We start from the raw sequence: 16,848 nt of genomic DNA, 5'->3' as shown, positions 1-16,848 counted from the left end.
ACAGGTTCACTGCTGGATGCCTAGCCTAAGCCAGATGCGGGGCCTGAAGATCCATTCCGGGCAATTTCCCTCGTATGACTGTGCGTGAAACTCTGTGTGTTCTAGTCGTGTGCGCGGCAAGCGATCCACCGTATGGGGAGCGTAGTTGACCACAACGGCCGGCAACAAATTGGAAACGCCCGTCAATAGTTCTTCGGCCAGGCTGCTCAGCCTTTTCGCCACGCCTGTCGCCAAAATCCCGTGCCCTTTCGCAGAGGAAATCAACGGGAATTTATCCGCGTCGGTGCTGCACCGGATGACGACGGAGGTCAAGGACCTGTCGTTCAAGTCCGAGACGGTGGGCAACCTGACCGAGTGGGCCGACCCCGAGGTGGACCGGCTGACCGCATGGGTGCTGGGTATGGCCCGCACGTTCGTGGAGACCGTCCGGCGCGAGCCGCTGCATCTGGCCGTGGGGGCCAACTCGTCGACAGATGTCCAGGTCGCGGCGTTGCGAAGCTGGGCGAGCGTCTATCGTAGTGGCAACAATCATGCGGCCCACTTCCATCCGAACACGGCAATCTCGGCCATCTACTACGTGGCGTCGGCCGGCTCCTGCGACTTGGAGTTGACCGATCCCCGTACAAACGTGGACGTCTTCGATCCAGGTATCACCTTCGCCAACGAAGGTCAGATCGTGCGTGTCGGCTGCCGCCCGGGCGACCTTCTGCTCCTGCCGGGCTGGATGAAGCACTCGGTGCCGCCGTACGACGACACGGATGTCCGGATTTCGATTGCGTGGAATCTCGCCTATACCTTCAGCCCCGACGTCGCTCTGCGACCTGCGGGCGGCTGAAGAACGAAAATCACCACCCGCTCCTGAACGGCAAAGGCGCGGGTTGCACCACCTCGCCCAAAAGGAACGTCAGCTCTGTGCATCCAACTCGATGTAAGGAGTAAAACGTGGCAATCGAACTCTATTCGACCGACACCGATTCGGGTCAGATCTCCGTCATCCGAAAGGAAGCGGACGGCTACACGTCCGTGACGGCGATTCCCGTCGGAAACGCACCTCGCGGCAGCGTCAAGTTCACCCGGGACGGACGCGGCTTCGTCTCGAACACGTCCACGAACTCGGTCTCCGAAATCGACGCCCTGACGCACCGGGAAGTAGCTCGGATCACGGTCGGCTCCGGCCCGCGAGGCATCGGCATCCTTCCTGGCGACCGCTACATGCTGGTCTCCAACTCGGGCTCCAACACGGTGTCCGTGGTCGACCTGGAATCGCGCGACGAACTGACCCAGGTCGCCGTCGGCCGCGACCCCCGGCACATGGCGATCGTCGGCGAGTCCGCGTACGTCTGCGTCTGGGGGTCGGGCTACATATCCAAGATAGACATCTCCGGGCTCAAGACCGGAGACGTCAGCAACGTACGCGAGATCGCCCGTATCCGCGTGCAGGAGAACTCGCACCCGTACAGTCTCAACGTCGACCGCACCGGCCGGTACGCGCTGGTCGCCTGCAACTCCGTCGACTACGTTCCGGTGATCGACCTCACCACCGACAAGGTCGTGCGGCGGGTCCCCGTCACCAGCCAGGGTGGTCGCGCGGTCGCGTTCTCGCCCGACAACCGGCACGCGCTCGTCACCCTGGAGCGGGAGTCGGTTATCGCGGTCATCGACATGGAGACCTTCGAGGTCACCCGGTACCTCCCGACCGGACCCTCGCCCCGGGGAATCGCCGTCGACGAGACGGACTTCACGATCTACTCGTCGGCGTTCTCCCGCGGCGCCGTGATGCACGCGGGACAGCCCGGGAGCATGCCGCACGCCATCACGGTGGTCCGGATGGACAACGTCGACCTGAGCACGGACGACGAAACGGGAGGCCAGCCGGTCTTCGAGGACATCCCGGTCGGCTTCGGGCCCTGCAGCGTCTCGCTGTTCGACACCGACCGCGTGAGCCTCGACAACGTCGACATCAACGCCCAGCACATTGCGGGCAGTTCGGTGGGCTCAGCCGGCTGACCCCGGCAGATCGATAGGCTCGGTCGGCCACACCGGGCACGCACGGATACGGCGTACGTCGTCGGCGAATCCCTCGTCGGCGACGTACCCATGGAAGAGGTGAAGACGCTCAGCATGAAGTTCGAACGCATCCACCCGTGGGCTCTGGTGCCCGAACAACGCACGGTCGACATCGAGGCGGCGAAGGAACGCGAACGCCTCTACCGCGAGAACTTCCGGCACCTGCGCGCCGCACGCCAGCCCGAGTTCTGCGCGCCGTGGAATCTGGGCCAACGGGTCGGATGGCGGGTCTTCAGCCCGGTCGACGTCACGCTCACCGCCCTGCCACAGATCGAGATCTCCGCGGAGGACACCGAAGCCTCGGCCGGGGCTGTCGGCAAGCAGGAGGTCTGGTTACGCGGCGGCACCGCGTTGGCCATGGACCGGCCGCCATGGCTGCACCTGTACGAGTTCCGCGACGGCGACGGCTGGGGCAGCATGTTCGTCCCCAACGGCCAGGGCAGTGTCGAGTGGCGCCAGGGGTGGATGCCGGACGACTTTCAGCCGCTGTCCGTCATGACCTTCCCCAGTGAGGAACTGCCCGAACTGGGCGTTCTCGTCGGTGTTCTCACCCCGGCCTCACTGGACCGCATGCAGTCGACCGGCTTCAGCATCGCGATCAGCCCGCGCACCGACGTCGACATCCGCAGGGGGCAGGAGATCGCCAGGATCGTCCTCGTGGGTCCCGAGTCACTGAGGGCGTCATGACCGCTGAACTGACTCTTCCCGAGGCGCGGCGCATCGCCGTCGCCGCACAGGGCCTGCACACGCTCAACACCCTCGACACGACACCGCGCGCGGTGCTCGACCGGCTCGGGTGCGTCCAGATCGACTCGATGTCCGCGGTACGCCGCTCCCATGAACTCGTCCTGCTCAGCCGCGGTACGCCGATGGACGAGACACAACGCCTCGGTACGACCGAAGGCGCCGGCGCCTCGTTCGAGGGAATGGCCCACGCGCTGTCCCTTGTCCCGGTCGACATGTGGCCAGCCTTCGGCTTCCGGCGCCGCCGCGTCCTCGAGCGGGGATGGATCGGGCCGTCCGTGGACATGGAGGCGGTCAAACACGCCCGGACGCTGCTGGAGGCCGAGGGCCGGGTACGGCTCCGAGACTTCGGCGGTGCGACGGGCACCGGTTGGTCGCGCGACTCGGCGTACCGGTGGGCCCTGGAATGGCTGGCCGCGACCGGCGGAGCCGTCTGTGCCGAGCGGGACCGCTGGGAGCGTGTCTACTGCCTGCCCGAACTCGCCATCCCTGAGCCGCTGCGCCATGCCGAACTGTCCGAAGCCGAATGCGTCCGAGAGCTGTGCCGCCGGGCAGTCGATGCGCTGGGCGTGGCGACCACAAAGGACGTCGCGGACTACTTTCGGCTGCGGACGGCCGATGCACAAGGTGGTCTCGATGCCCTCGGACTCGACCGGCGTACGGTGTCGGGCTGGCGCCAGCCCGTCTGGCTGGCGCCCGACGCCGACCCGGCAGTCAAGATCGACGAGGAGGCCGTGACCCCTCTGTCGCCGTTCGACTCGCTGGTCTGGACGCGGGAACGGCTACTGCGCCTGTTCGGCAAGGACTACAAGCTGGAGGCGTACAAACCCGCCGAGAAGCGGACCTTCGGCTACTTCGGCCTGCCGGTCCTGCGCGGCTGCGACATCGTCGGACGCGTCGCGCTGCGCCGCCGCAAGCAGACATTGGTCGTCGAGAACACCGAGTTGGACGCCAGCGTACCCACGTCGACCACCGAAGAGGCCGTCAGCACCGTCAAGCACTGGACCTCCTGCGACACCGTCATCTACGAGGGGGATGAACGTGGCTGAGCAACCGGCGCCGCCCACCTTTCGAGCGCTGCTGACAGACAAGCGCGTCGCTTCGGCCATCGCGGCGGTGACCATCGGCCGGCTCGCCGCCGGCATGGTCCCGTTCGGCATGATCGCCCTCTTCACCAGCAAGCACGAACTGGGCTGGGCGGGAGCGGCATTCGCCGCCTTCCTGATCGGGGCGGCCGTCTTCGGCCCGTACAAAGGCGCGTTCATCGACCGGTTCGGTGCCCACCGTCTGTTGCTGCCCATGGCACTCGCCTTCGCGGTGACGGCGTCCGCGGCGGCTCTGACGGCCCAGAGCGGACGGATAGTGCTCTACCCGGTCGCGCTGGTACTGACCGCCGCTTCCGCCGTGCTCGCTCCGCCGAACAGCGCGGTCCTTCGCACGGTCTGGACGGAGATGGCCCGAAGCGACGCCGAGAACACGAGGCTGCACTCCCTCGACTCGGTTGTGGAGGAGGCGACTTTCGTCGTCGCGCCCCTGCTGACCTCCGGCATCTGGCTGGTCGTCGGTGCCCAGTGGGCAGTCATCACGGGCGGCCTGTGCGCACTGGTGGGAACGGTGTGGTTCAGCCGCGTGATCCACCTGCTGGGCGCCGACCGCGTAGTGCACGGGAGCCCGCCCGCCAAAGCCGGGCCCGGCGTCGACAAACGGAGCACGGTCGGCATTCTGTTCTCCCGCAACGGAATGGCGGTGCTCGCCCCGATGACCGCCCTCGGCCTGGCCATGGGCGCACTGAGCGTGGGCTATCCGGCATGGGCACTCGAACACTCCCACGCCCAACTGGCCGGCGTGCTGATGGCACTCGACTCGGTGGGCGGGATCGTGGCCGGTCTCATCTATGGACGTCTGCCCGACCGGCAGGCCCAGTTGTGGCGACGCTACTTCGGGGCCACGGTCATCCTCGCGGCAGGCGTCGCCGTCGTCGCCCTCAGCACCAACCTCCCCGTCGTCATGCTGGGCAGTCTGCTCGTCGGTGCCTCACTCACGCCGATGTACATCATCGCCTTCGTCCTGGTCGGAGCGGCCTTCCCGAAAGATCGGCACACCACGGTCAACGCCAGTATCGGCTCCGCCTACAACCTCGGCTCCGGGCTCTCCGCCCTCGCGGTCGGCGCGGCACTGGCCGAGTGGCAACTGACCGGGACGCTCCTGCTGGCGGCGGCGCTGGCACTGCTCCTCGGTGCGACGGCGCTCCTGGGCCGGACCGTGCCATCGCCGCCCGCTCCCACCGCGGTCGTACCTCCGTCGGCCGAGGCGGAGGTACTTTGACCCAGGCGCTCGTGGCGAGGACGTTCACCGATCGCCTCCGACACCGCGGTGCGCCCCGCTCTACGCAGCCTTCCGTTCCTCGCCGTGTCCGCGCTGGCCGAGGACATAGCCGGCCTGGAGACGCGTCCTGGCCCCGAGCGCGTCCATGAGGTCGGCGATGCGTCGCTGGCAGGTGCGCAGGGAGATGTCCAGGCGTCGGGCGATCACCTTGTCCTCCAGGCCGTTGAGCAGCATCCGCAGAATGGCGTCGTCGATCAGGGCCGAGGTGGAGCGGGCGCTGTCGTGGTCGTAGCTGCCGTCGAAGGGCCGTGCCTCGTCCCACGCTCCGGTGAGGGTGTGCCGCAGCGCCGCGACGACGGACTGCTCGCGGACGACGCTGAGCCCCGGGCCCTCCTCGGCGGGGACCACGGCGACCTCTGAGTCGACGACCAGCAGCCAGGCCGGAGGGGAGACGGCCGTGCGCACCTGGCCTCCGTCGGCGATCAGCGTCTCGACCCGCTCGCGTACCCGTACGTCGAACCTGGCCGACTCCGGCAGCAGCACCCTGAGGAGGTCGGAGCGTGTCCCCGCGCTGCGCAGCCACGCGCCGCGGTCCAGGTCGGCGGGTTCCTCCCAGGGGTCCTGGGTGGGGAGGGAGAACAGGATCTCCCGTCTCGCCTCGACCGTGATCGTGGTGAGGATCCCCCGGGCGGCTCTCGGGTCCTCGACGCGTTGCACGTGCGGATGCTGTGGTTCGCCCGAGAAGTTGGCCCGGTACAGCGGCAGCAGGCTGTGCATCTGCTGCCGCAGCCGCTCCAGTTCGTGCTGCCGCTGGCGCAGCGCCTCGTCCTGCACCGCGAGCAGTTGCAGGGAGGCGGACATCGGGTTGACGGCGACGTAGGCGTAGGTGCAGCCGTGCACCAGATGCAGGAGCCGCAGCCGCAGCAGGTCGTCGATGGCCGCCGCAGCCTCCGCCTCGGAGATGCCGAGTTCGCGTACGCACCGTTGGAGGTCGACGTACTCGCTCCGTAGGGCGAGCGTGTATACGTCGCCTGCCGCGGTCCCCGCCTGCGGGACGTCCGGCAGGTCCGTTATGCCGCCGATGCTCACGGTTCGTCTCCCCCTCGTAATCGTGCCTGGCGCAAGTCTGTGGCTGCCCGGCAAGGGGCGCCCCCGGAGATTCTTCAACAGGAACAGAACCCGCGCCGAACCCTCTGGTGCTTTGTTCACCGTCCCGCAACACCCGGGCAGCGCATGCCGGTTGACCGTGTCCGTCACACCCCGGACGGCCGCGGCTGAGACAAGGAGATTCATGAGTAACCGTCAGCCCGAGGCACGCTTACAGGGCCTCTGGTCCGACCTGGTTCCCGTCGGCGCGCCGGAGGGGCTCGTGGCTTCTCGCGGCACCGTCCTGGGGCGGATCCGCTTCACGGACGCCCCTGCCGAAGCCACCCTGGACGACGCCACTCCGCTCCTGACCACGCATATGGCCAACGAGCACGTCCGTCCCGTCGAGGAGATCTGGCGGACCGCCCTCCCGGTGCGGACCGGCGTCGCCGGCGACGCCGTCTTCGCCGAGGACGGCGAGCACGTCTTCTACGCGGTACGCCTCGGCCCCCAGCCGGTGTACCGCTCGCCGGTGCGCGAACTGTACGAGAACGCCCTGCGGTTCACCTGGGAGCGCGGCTACACCGACCTGGTCCGCATGTGGAACCTCATCGGCGGCATCACCAGTCCGAACGCGGACGGCCTGGAGATCTACCGCGACTTCTGCATAGGCCGGGCGGAGGCGTTCGCCGCCTTCGCCGACCGCTTCCCCCAACTCCCGGCCGCCACCGGCATCGGGACTCTCTCTCCGGGCGTCGACGTCTGCTTCCTGGCCACGAAGCCGGGCCGGGCCGTGCACCTGGAGAACCCGCGTCAGACTCCGGCGTACAAGTACCCCTCCCAGTACGGGCCGAAGTCGCCGAGCTTCGCCCGGGCCACGTTCCTGAAGGACGTCGGCGCGCCGGGGTCCGGGACGGGGAGCCTCTTCGTCTCGGGCACGGCCAGCATTCTGGGCGACGACACGGTGCACGTCGACAACGTCGCCCTCCAGACCGAGGAGACGCTGCGCAACATCGAGGCGCTCGTCGGCGGCGACAATCTCCGGGCCCACGGCCTGGACGGTGCCGGGTACGACGTCAAGGACCTCGACCAGGTCAAGGTCTATGTACGCGACGCCGAGCACCTGCCCGTCGTACGGAACATCTGCGAGTCGACGCTCCCCGCCGACACGGACATCTCTTATTTCAACGTCGCGGTCTGCCGGCCCGACCTGCTGGTCGAGATCGAGGGAGTGTGCAGGTGACGGACATCCTGACCGACCGCCCCGCCACTCCGGCAGAGACCGTCCCGGCCACCGGCAACCTGTCCGTACGGCTGGAGGACCTCGCACGCCAGGGCGGCTGGCTCGGCCGGACCGCGTACCTCCAGGGCACGCACCGCTACTCCTACGCCGAGGTGTACGACCAGGTGCGCCGAACCGCCGCCGCCCTGCGGGGACTTGGGGTCGGGCGCGGGGACCGGGTGCTGCTGGCGCTGCCCGACAGCGTCGCCTTCGTGGCGACGTTCCTGGCCGTCCTGCGCATCGGCGCCGTGGCCGTACCGGTCAACACCTTCTTCCACGCCGACGAGTTGCGCACCAGCGAGGAGATCGCCGAGGCCTCCCTGGTCGTCGCCGACGCGTCGCTCCGCGCGGAGTTCCGCGGCCGGGGCGTGACGCCGAGGGAACTGACGGAGGTCTACGACCCCGCCGGCGACGACACTCCGGAGCCGCTGGCGTCCGACGCTCCCGCCTTCGCCGTGTTCACCTCCGGCACCACGGGCGCGCCCCGCCTCTGCTTCCACGACCACGGTGACGCCCTGCACTTCGACCGGGCGATCGGCGGTGTCCTCGCGCTCCGCCAGGGCGAGGTCTGCTACTCCGTGTCGCGCATGTACTTCGCCTACGGGCTGGGCAACTCGGTCCTGCTCCCGCTGCAGCGCGGCGCCGCGGTCGTCCTGTCCCCGCAGCGCGCGGACGAGACGAACGTCCCGCAGCTCCTGGAACGCCACGGCGTGAGCGTCTTCTACGCCCAGCCCAGCTTCTACGCCCGGCTGCTCGCCCGCCCTCAAGTCGCCGACCTGCTGGGCCGGTTGCGGCTCGCTCTGGTCGCCGGAGAGACGCTGCCCCGGCCGCTGGAGGACAGGCTGCGCCGCGTCCTCGGACCGCGGCTCCTGAACATCTGCGGGACCAGCGAGATCGGGCACGCCGTCCTGGCCAACGGCCCGGACGAGATCCACCCGTACAGCCTGGGCCGGATCCTCGCGCCGTACCGGGTGCAGGTCGTCGACGACGCGGGCGAGGCCGTACCGGACGGCGAGGTCGGGCAGTTGCAGATCTCCGGCCCAGGCATCGGCCCCGGTGTGAAGCGGGGCGGCCTGCCGCCGCACCGGCTCGGCCCGGAGGAGTGGTTCGCCACCGGGGACTCCGCACGCGTGGACGCCAAGGGCCTGGTGTGGCTGCTCGGGCGGGTGGACGACATCGAGATCGTCGCCGGGGCCAATGTCCACCCCATCGAGGTCGAGGACCTGATCACCGGAATCGCCGGGGTGCGCGAGGCCGCCGTCTGCTCGGTGCGCCGGGCCGACGGGACGACGAGCCTGCGCGCCTACGTCGTCGCCGAGCCCGGAGCGGACCGGCTCGCCACGCTGGCGGCAACCATCCGCTCCACCACGGCGGCGAAGCTCACTTGGTACAAGGTCCCCGAGGACGTCGAGTTCATCGACGCGTTGCCCCGGAACAGCACGGGAAAGATTCTCCGCCGCGTCCTGCGCGGAGCGAACAGGGAGTTGCCCGATGGCACAGCATGAGACGTCCCCCGCCGAACCGAGGACTCCGGTCTCCGCGTTGGCCGCCGCAGTCCTCACCATGGTCCTGTGGGCCTCGGCGTTCGTGGCGATCCGGCACATCGGCGAGAGCGTGCGACCCGGCCCCCTCGCGCTCGGCCGTCTCCTCATCGGTTCCGTCGCGCTTCTCGCCGTCGTGGCGTTCCGGCGCGAGGGTCTGCCGGCGCGCGCCGCGTGGCCCGGTATCGCGGGCATGGGCGTGTTCTGGTTCGGGCTGTACATGGTGGCGCTGAACTGGGGTGAGCAGCACACGGACGCGGGGACGGCGGCCCTGCTCATCGGCGCGGGCCCGCTCCTGGTCGCGCTGCTCGCCGGGTTCCTGCTGCACGAGGGCTTCCCGCGCCCCCTGCTCATCGGTCTCGCGGTGGCCTTCGTGGGCGCGGCGCTGGCCGGGGCGTCGAGCGGCGGCGGCGATTCGGCCCTCATCGGTGTGCTGCTCTGCCTCGCAGCGGCGGCCGGTCACGCCGTGGGCGTCATCTTCCAGAAGCCCGCGCTCTCCCACGCCTCACCGTTGCAGGTCACCGCCTACGCCAGCACGATCGGTGCCGTCGCCTGCCTGCCCTTCGCGGGTCAGCTCGTCACGGATCTGGGCGACGCGTCGGCCGGGGCCTGGGCGGGAGTGGTGTATCTGGGGCTGCTTCCTACGGCGTTGGCGTTCTGGACCTGGTCGTACGCGCTGGCGCACATGCCGGCGGGGCGGCTGGGAGCGGTGACCTACATCGTGCCCGCCCTCACCGTGCTGCTGGCCTGGCCCACGCTGGGCGAGTTCCCGTCCGGCCTGGCACTCGCCGGAGGTGCGCTGTGCCTCCTCGGAGTGGGGCTCTCGCGCCGTCAGCCGCGGACGCGGACCGCGCCCGAGACGGCCGACGTGTCGGAACCGGTGCTGGCACAGGACTGAACACGTCCGGCGGTCCGCCCGCGCCCGGACACCTGGCGCCGGCGGACCGCCGCACCCTGTTCAGACCCTCTGATCGAGCGCGGACCACAACTCCCGCTCCACGTCCGTCGGCGGGATGTGCGTGGCGAGACACTCCGGATGCCCGGACGGCGGTCCGTCGTACGGGCCCGGCCTCCGCGCGGGGACCACGGGCAGCAGAAGTCCCCCCAGGCAGCAGCCGATCGCGAGCAGCCCCGGTACCCACCGGGCGAACGCGTCGGCCCATCGGCGTTCGCGGCTCACCGCAGCGGAGCCGTCGGCCACAGCGGTTCGGTCGCGCGGTCCTCGGCCTCGCGCAGGACGCGCAGCACGTTGCGGCCGGTCAGGGCCTCCAGGTCGGACCGGGACCAGCCGCGGTCGGCGAGTTCGCGCAGCAGCACCGGGTAGCCGGAGACGTCGGCGAGTCCGGTGGGCTGGTGGTCGACGCCGTCGTAGTCGCCGCCGAGGCCGATGTGATCGCGCCCGGCCACCTCGCGGGCGTGCTCGACGTGATCGGCGACCTGGGCCACCGTCACCTCGGGCCGGGGATGTTCCTCGGTCCAGCGCCGCAGCCGGTCGTCGGCGCTCGCCGAGAAGCCGGCCGCGAGCTCCTCGGCGACCTGCGCCGGATCCTCTCCCGGCCGTGGTGCGCGCGGCCAGCTCCAGGGCTGCGAGGGCAGCCCGAGACGTTCGCGTTCGGCCTGCAACTCCCGCGCCCACTCGGCGACTTCGGCCGAGATGAAGTACGGGACGAAGGTGAGCTGGATGACACCGCCGTTGCCCCTCAGCAGCTCCAGGACCGGGTCGGCGACATTGCGCGGGTGATCGTTGAGGGCGCGTACCGAGGAGTGGCTGAACAGTACCGGTGAGGTCGAGGCGGCGAGCGCCGCGCGCTGGGTGGACTCGGCGACGTGCGAGAGGTCCACCAGCACGCCGGTGCGGTTGAGTTCGTCGACGATCGCACGGCCGGTGTCGTTCAGGCCGCCGACGCCGGGCTCGTCGGTGGCCGAGTCCGCCCAGGTTGTGTTGTCGTTGTGGGTGAGGGTCACGTAGCGGACACCGAGCCGGGCGTACGACCGCAGGACGCCCGGTGACTCGGCGAGGCTGTGGCCGCCCTCGATGCCGAGCAGCGAGGCGATCCGTCCGTCGGCGATCACCCGCTCGACGTCGCCGGCGGTGTAGGCGATCCGCAGGGCGTCCGGGTAGCGGGCGACGAGCCGGTACACGGCGTCGATCTGCTCGAACGTGGCCACCACGGCCTCGGGTTCGGGGAGTTGGGACGAGACGTACACCGACCAGAACTGTGCGCCGACCCCGCCGGCGCGCAGCCGGGGCAGGTCGGTGTGGAGGTCGGCACGTCCCGCGTCGAGCCCCTCGACGCTGTAGCCGGAGCGGGCACGCAGCGCCACGGGCAGGTCGTTGTGACCGTCGAAGACGGGAGTACTGCTCAGTACCTCTTCGACGAGGTCCACCACGGTGTCGGTCATGTGCTTGCCACTCCTTCGTCGAGGGCGTGCTCGCGGCGGCCCTGCCGTACCGGGTCGGCGACGGGCAGGGAGGCGACCAGCCGCCGCGTGTAGTCGTCCTGCGGGTTGCCGAGCACCGCGGCGGTGGATCCCGACGCGGCGATCCGGCCCCGGTGCAGTACGACGACGCGGTCGGCGACCTGCTCCACCACCGCGAGGTCATGGCTGATGAACAGCGCCGCGAAGCCCAACTCCCTTTGCAGTTCGGTGAAGAGGTCGAGCACCTTCGCCTGGACGGACACATCGAGGGCCGAGGTCGGTTCGTCCGCGATGATCAGTGGGGGCCGCAGGGCGAGCGCCCGGGCCAGGGCCGCGCGCTGACGCTGTCCGCCGCTGAGTTCGTGCGGATAGCGGTCGGCGTAACTCCGGGGCAGATGAACGGAGTTCAGCAACGCCTCGGCCTCGGCACGGATCGCCGTGGCCCCGAGTTCGCGCCGGTGGACGGTCAACGGCTCCGCGACGCTGTCGGCGATGGTGAGCAGCGGATTGAAACTGGCCGCGGGGTCCTGGAAGACGTAGCCGATGTGTCCGGCCCGGCCGCGCGTGCGACGCCGAGCCGTCAACGGCTCGCCGAACACGGTGAGTTCACCGCCGGTCGCGGCGGTCAGACCGGCGACCACCCGGCCGATGGTGGTCTTGCCGCTGCCGCTCTCCCCCACCAGTCCGAGCACCTCGCCCGGCCTGATCTCGAAGCTCACGCCCTCGACCGCGCGGAAGCCCTTCCTGCCCAGTCGCCCGGGGTAGTCCACGACCAGCTCGGCAGCCCGTACGACGGGCTGCTCGTCGCCCGTCGTGGACGTCGGTGTCCGGCTCTGTTCCCCGAAGACCGGTACGGCGGCCAGGAGTTCGCGGGTGTACGGGTGGGCGGGCGCCGCGAACAGCTCGCGTACCGGGGCCTGTTCGACGACCTCGCCCTCGCTCATCACGGCCACCCGGTCCGCGAGGTCGGCGACGACGCCCATGTTGTGGGTGATGAGGAGCACGGCGGTGCCGAAGTCGGTGCGGCAGCGGTGCAGGAGTTCGAGGATCTCCGCCTGGACGGTGACGTCGAGGGCCGTGGTGGGCTCGTCGGCGACGATGAGCCGGGTGCCGAGGGCGAGGGCCATGGCGATGACGGCGCGCTGTTTCTGGCCGCCGGAGAGTTGGTGGGGGTAGTGGTTCACGCGGGTGGCGGGGTCGGGTATGCCGACCTTGTCGAGCCATTCGACGGCAAGCGTCCGGCGTTCGGCCTTGCTGCCGCCGTGTCCGTGGGCGCGCAGGCCTTCGGTGAGCTGCCAGCCGATGGTGAACACGGGGTTCAGCGCGGTGGAGGGCTCCTGAAAGACCATCGCTGCGTGGGTGCCGCGCAGGGCGCGCAGCCGGGCGGGGGACGCGGCGAGGACGTCCTCGGCGGGGTCGGCGGTGCCGTCGCCGAGCAGGACCCGGCCGTGGGCGGTCGCGGTGGCGGGCAGCAGCCCCAGGACCGACTTGGCGGTGACGGTCTTGCCGCTGCCGCTCTCGCCGACGAGGGCGAGTATCTCGCCGGGGGCGACGGACAGGCTCACGCCCTTCACGGCGGGCGCCGCGCCGGCGTCGGTGTCGAAGGTGACGTGCAGGTCCTCGATGCGCAGGAGGTCAGTCATCGTCCGCACCTCCGTCCGTTGCGGTGGCGGTCGCCTTCGTGCTCGTACCGCCGCGTCGTCGCAGTCGCGGGTCGGCGAGGTCGGTGAGGCTCTCGCCGAGCAGGGTCGTGCCGAGCACGGTGAGCACGATGGCCAGGCCCGGTGGGATCGCGGTCCACCACAGGCCCGAAGTGACGTCCGCGACCGAGCGGTTGAGGTCGTAGCCCCACTCGGAGGCAGAGTTGGGTTCGATGCCGAAGCCGAGGAAGCCGAGTCCGGCGAGGGTGAGGATGGCCTCGGAGGCGTTGATGGTGAAGATCAGGGGGAGGGTGCGGACCGAGTTGCGCAGGACGTGCCGGAACATGATCCGCCAGGTGCCGGTGCCGATCACCCGGGCCGCGTCGACGAAGGGCTCCGCCTTCACCCGGGTCACCTCGGCCCGTACGACACGGAAGTACTGCGGCACGAACGCGACCGCGACCGAGCAGGCCGCCGCGCCGAGGCCGCCGACGAGGCTGGACTGTCCGCCGCTGATCACGATCGACATGACGATGGCGAGCAGCAGCGGCGGGAACGCGTAGAGCGCGTCTGCCAGCCCCACCAGCAGCCGGTCGAGGCGCCCGCCGAGATAGCCGGAGGCCAGTCCGAGAACGGTGCCGGGGACCACCGAGAGCAGCAGCGCGGCGAGGATGATCTCCAGCGCGGTCCTGGCGCCCCACACCGTGCGGGACAGCACGTCGTACCCGGCGATGGTGGTACCCAGCGGATGGGCGCCGCTCGGGTGTTGCTGCGACCCGAACAGCCTTCCCCCGTCCTGGAGTTGGGCGTATCCGTACGGTGCGAGGAGCGGTCCGAGGAGGGCGGTGAGGACGAACAGCACGGTGAGCAGGGCGCCGGTGAGGAGCATCGCGCGCTGCACCGGGCCACCGGTGCGCAGGCGTGCGCGGAGGCGGTCCGGCAGCAACGTGGGCCGTCGCACGAGGAGTTGGGCCACGGCTCAATACCTCACTCGGGGGTCGATGAGGGCCGCGACGACGTCGACGAGGAAGTTCGTCACCGCCACGACGACGGCGAACAGGGCCACGATGCCCTGCACCGCCGGGAAGTCACGGACCGTCAGATAGTGGGCGAGTTCGTAGCCGAGACCCTTCCACTCGAAGGTGGTCTCCGTCAGCACCGCGCCACCGAGCAGCCCGGCGACCTGGAGTCCCAGGACGGTGACGACCGGGATCAGCGCAGGTCGGGTCGCGTGTCGCGTCACCAAGCGGAAGGGCGCCACGCCCCGGGAGCGGGCCGCCTCGACGTAGTCGGCGCCGAGGGTGCCGATCAGGTTCGTGCGCACCAGCCGCAGCAGGATGCCGGCGACGAGCAGGCCGAGGGCCACGCCTGGCAGTACGGCGTGCTCCAGGACGTCGGCGACGGCGGCCCCGTCACCACTGCGTATGGCGTCGACGAGGTAGAAGCCGGTCGTGCTGGTCTGGTTCTGGAGGAACAGCTGGACGTCGGTGCTCGCCCGGCCGGACGCGGGCAGCCAGCCGAGTTGGATGGCGAAGACGAGCTTCAGCAGCAGGCCCGCGAAGAACACGGGGGTGGCGTAGGTCAGGACGGCGAACAGGCGCAGGGCCGCGTCGGGCGCCCGGTCCCGGTACGTGGCCGCCACCATGCCCAGCGGCACACCGACGGCGAGGGCCACCAGGAGGGCGTAGCAGGCGAGTTCGACGGTGGCGGCGCCGTAGGTGCCCAGGACGTGGGTGACCGGTTCGTTGTCGGTGACGGTGCGGCCGAAGTCGCCGGTGGCCAGGGACTTCAGATAGTCCAGGTACTGGGTGAGCAACGGCCGGTCGTAGCCCGCCTGGTGGAGCTTCGCCTGGAGCTGGTCCGGGGTGAGCCGGTCGCCGAACGCCGCGCTGATCGGGTCGCCGGTGGCGCGCATCAGGAAGAAGACCAGGCTGACCAGGATGAACACGGTGGGGATGATGAGGAGGAAGCGGACCACCAGGTAGCGGGCGAGTCCGTACCCGGCGGCGCCGTCGGCCGGGGTGGCGACGGCGCCGGGGGTGTCCTGCGTCAGGGCGCTCACTTCTTCGAGAGTCCTGCCCAACGGAAGGTGTACGCGCTGGTCAACGCGTCCGGCACACCGCTGACGTCGGTACGGGTGACGATCGCGGTCGACCCCTGGAGCAGCGGGAGCAGCGGCACCTGCGCGGCGGCCTTGTCCTGCGCCTCCTTGAGGAGTTCGGTGCGCTTGGCCGGATCGATCTCCGTCTCCTCCTTCAGGATCAGCGAGCGTACGGCGGGGTCGTCGTAGCCGTTGGCGACCCAGCTGTTGGCCGAGTAGAAGGGCGAGAGGTAGTTGTCGGCGTCCAAGTAGTCCGCGTACCAGCCGAGTTGGTAGAGCGGGTAGAGGTGCTTGACGCGGTCCTTGCCGTACTGCGTCCACTCGGTGGACTGGAGGTTCACCTTGAACAGCCCGGTGGCTTCGAGCTGGGTCTTGACGAGGGCGTACTCGTCGGCCGAGGACGAGCCGTAGTGGTCGCTGTTGTACTGGAGGTTGAGGGTGACAGGGGTGGTCACCTTCGCCGCCTTGAGCCGTGCGGCGGCGGCCGCCTTGTCTGGGCCGCCCTTCTTGTCGCCGTAGAGGGACTTGAAGGAGTCGGTGGCGCCGGTGAGTCCGTCGGGTACCGAGCTGTACAGCGGCTGGTAGCTGTTCTTGTAGACCTGCTGGGCGAGTTGGGCCCGGTCGACGGAGTCGGCGACGGCCTGGCGGACGGCGAGTGCCTTGGCCTTGTCGGCGTCCTTGGTCTTGGTGCCGTAGGGCTGGGTCTGGAAGTCGAAGACGATGTAGCGGATGCCGTTGCCCGAGCCGGTGTGGACCTTGATGTCCTTCTTCTTGGCCAGGTCGTCGAGGTCGGCGGTGGTGAGGGTGCGGTAGACGGCGTCGACCGTGCCCTGCTGGACGTCGAGCTTCAGGTTGCTGGCGTCGGTGTAGTACTTGAGCTGGATGTTCTTGGTCTTCGGGGTGCCCAACTGGCCGCCGTAGTCACTGTTGTGAGTGAAGGAGACCAGCGAGTTCTTGTCGTAGCTCGTGACGCCGTACGGGCCGTTCCACGGTTTGGCCGCGACGATTGTCTTGTCGTCGAGGATCTTGTCCGCGGGGAAGGTCTGTTCGTCGACGATGTAGCCCGCCGCGGTCGACAACACCTGGGGGAACAAGGTGTCGTTGGCGGACTTGAGGGTGAAGACGACCGTGGTCGGTGTCGGGGCGGCGACCGAGGCGAGGTTGTAGAGGAGGGACGAGGGGCCGTTCTCGTCGGCGATCTTCAGCGTGCGGTCGAAGCTGAACTTGACGTCGGAGGAGGTGAGTTGGTGGCCGTTCGCGAACTTCAGGCCCTTCCTCAGAGTCACCGTGTACTCCTTGGGACCCGTCAGCTTGATGCCGGTGGCCAGGTCCGGGGAGACCTCGGTGGCGCCGTTCTTCACGCTGAGGAGGGTCGCGTAGACCTCGCTCTCGATGGTGCCGGAGCCCGCGTCCCAGGCGCCCGCCGGGTCGAGGCTGGTCACCTGGTCGGTGGTGCCGACGGTGATCGTCGGGCCGTCGGAGCCGGTGGACGTCTTGCTGCTGGTGCAGCCTGTAAGGGCGACCAGGAGGGCCGTGCCGAGGGACAGGGCGCTGAGGGGTCTGACGGTGCTGGAGTGTGCCATGGCTGGTCTCTGTCTCCGCATGGGTGGGTGCGCGAAAGGGGTGCGGCAGGCAGGACAT

15 protein-coding genes are annotated in these 16,848 nt (G+C 69.6%); 8 read left to right on the top strand and 7 right to left on the bottom strand.

Annotated elements, in window-relative coordinates:
* Positions 1-145 precede the first annotated feature (145 nt).
* The 5 genes from SSP08S_RS31895 (at position 146) to SSP08S_RS31875 (ending at position 5,136) form a co-directional block, all read left to right on the top strand.
* On the top strand, positions 146-835 hold the full coding sequence (locus SSP08S_RS31895) for a putative 2OG-Fe(II) oxygenase (protein WP_158697231.1): 690 nt from the start codon (positions 146-148) through the stop codon (positions 833-835).
* Between the two features lie 107 nt (positions 836-942).
* Entirely contained in the window at positions 943-2,007 is a 1,065-nt protein-coding gene (locus SSP08S_RS31890) for a YncE family protein (protein WP_019071724.1), read from the top strand.
* 114 nt (positions 2,008-2,121) lie between these two features.
* Complete coding sequence (locus SSP08S_RS56275; protein ID WP_158697230.1) at positions 2,122-2,754, top strand: hypothetical protein; 633 nt, start codon at positions 2,122-2,124, stop codon at positions 2,752-2,754.
* A complete protein-coding gene (locus tag SSP08S_RS56270; protein WP_019071722.1) occupies positions 2,751-3,860 on the top strand; it encodes a DNA glycosylase AlkZ-like family protein in 1,110 nt (369 codons plus the stop codon). The genes SSP08S_RS56275 and SSP08S_RS56270 overlap by 4 nt, the downstream gene beginning before the upstream one ends.
* Positions 3,853-5,136 (top strand): MFS transporter, encoded by a 1,284-nt coding sequence (locus SSP08S_RS31875; RefSeq protein ID WP_026179001.1) that lies wholly within the window; start codon positions 3,853-3,855, stop codon positions 5,134-5,136. The genes SSP08S_RS56270 and SSP08S_RS31875 overlap by 8 nt, the downstream gene beginning before the upstream one ends.
* A gap of 60 nt (positions 5,137-5,196) precedes the next feature.
* Here the strand turns inward: SSP08S_RS31875 and SSP08S_RS31870 are convergent, their stop codons facing one another.
* Positions 5,197-6,225, bottom strand: a complete 1,029-nt coding sequence (locus SSP08S_RS31870) for a helix-turn-helix transcriptional regulator (RefSeq protein WP_019071720.1) — start codon at positions 6,223-6,225, stop codon at positions 5,197-5,199.
* A 202-nt stretch (positions 6,226-6,427) separates the two neighbouring features.
* Between SSP08S_RS31870 and SSP08S_RS31865 the strand changes: the two genes are divergently transcribed.
* The 3 genes from SSP08S_RS31865 to SSP08S_RS31855 are packed head-to-tail and all read left to right on the top strand — an operon-like array spanning position 6,428 to position 9,943.
* Entirely contained in the window at positions 6,428-7,465 is a 1,038-nt protein-coding gene (locus SSP08S_RS31865) for an FkbO/Hyg5 family chorismatase (RefSeq protein ID WP_019071719.1), read from the top strand.
* Positions 7,462-9,009, top strand: a complete 1,548-nt coding sequence (locus tag SSP08S_RS31860) for a class I adenylate-forming enzyme family protein (RefSeq protein WP_019071718.1) — start codon at positions 7,462-7,464, stop codon at positions 9,007-9,009. Before SSP08S_RS31865 ends, SSP08S_RS31860 begins: the two co-directional genes overlap by 4 nt.
* Positions 8,996-9,943 (top strand): DMT family transporter, encoded by a 948-nt coding sequence (locus tag SSP08S_RS31855; RefSeq protein WP_019071717.1) that lies wholly within the window; start codon positions 8,996-8,998, stop codon positions 9,941-9,943. Before SSP08S_RS31860 ends, SSP08S_RS31855 begins: the two co-directional genes overlap by 14 nt.
* Positions 9,944-10,003: 60 nt before the next feature.
* Here the strand turns inward: SSP08S_RS31855 and SSP08S_RS31850 are convergent, their stop codons facing one another.
* Genes SSP08S_RS31850 through SSP08S_RS31825 form a run of 6 tightly spaced genes read right to left on the bottom strand, consistent with a single transcriptional unit; the run spans position 10,004 to position 16,790 of the window.
* Positions 10,004-10,246 (bottom strand): DUF6059 family protein, encoded by a 243-nt coding sequence (locus SSP08S_RS31850; protein WP_019071716.1) that lies wholly within the window; start codon positions 10,244-10,246, stop codon positions 10,004-10,006.
* Positions 10,222-11,448, bottom strand: coding sequence for a dipeptidase (locus tag SSP08S_RS31845; protein ID WP_019071715.1), 1,227 nt, complete (start codon positions 11,446-11,448; stop codon positions 10,222-10,224). Before SSP08S_RS31845 ends, SSP08S_RS31850 begins: the two co-directional genes overlap by 25 nt.
* Positions 11,445-13,109, bottom strand: coding sequence for a dipeptide ABC transporter ATP-binding protein (locus SSP08S_RS56265; RefSeq protein WP_019071714.1), 1,665 nt, complete (start codon positions 13,107-13,109; stop codon positions 11,445-11,447). The genes SSP08S_RS31845 and SSP08S_RS56265 overlap by 4 nt, the downstream gene beginning before the upstream one ends.
* A complete protein-coding gene (locus SSP08S_RS31835; RefSeq protein ID WP_019071713.1) occupies positions 13,102-14,082 on the bottom strand; it encodes an ABC transporter permease in 981 nt (326 codons plus the stop codon). Before SSP08S_RS31835 ends, SSP08S_RS56265 begins: the two co-directional genes overlap by 8 nt.
* Positions 14,083-14,085: 3 nt before the next feature.
* Entirely contained in the window at positions 14,086-15,168 is a 1,083-nt protein-coding gene (locus SSP08S_RS31830) for an ABC transporter permease (protein WP_019071712.1), read from the bottom strand.
* A complete protein-coding gene (locus tag SSP08S_RS31825; protein ID WP_019071711.1) occupies positions 15,165-16,790 on the bottom strand; it encodes an ABC transporter substrate-binding protein in 1,626 nt (541 codons plus the stop codon). Before SSP08S_RS31825 ends, SSP08S_RS31830 begins: the two co-directional genes overlap by 4 nt.
* Positions 16,791-16,848: the final 58 nt, after the last annotated feature.

Source organism: Streptomyces hokutonensis (assembly GCF_000376565.1).
Lineage (GTDB): Bacteria > Actinomycetota > Actinomycetes > Streptomycetales > Streptomycetaceae > Streptomyces > Streptomyces hokutonensis.
Note: the sequence above shows the minus strand (reverse complement) of the source record. Positions and strands in the feature narration are given on the sequence as shown.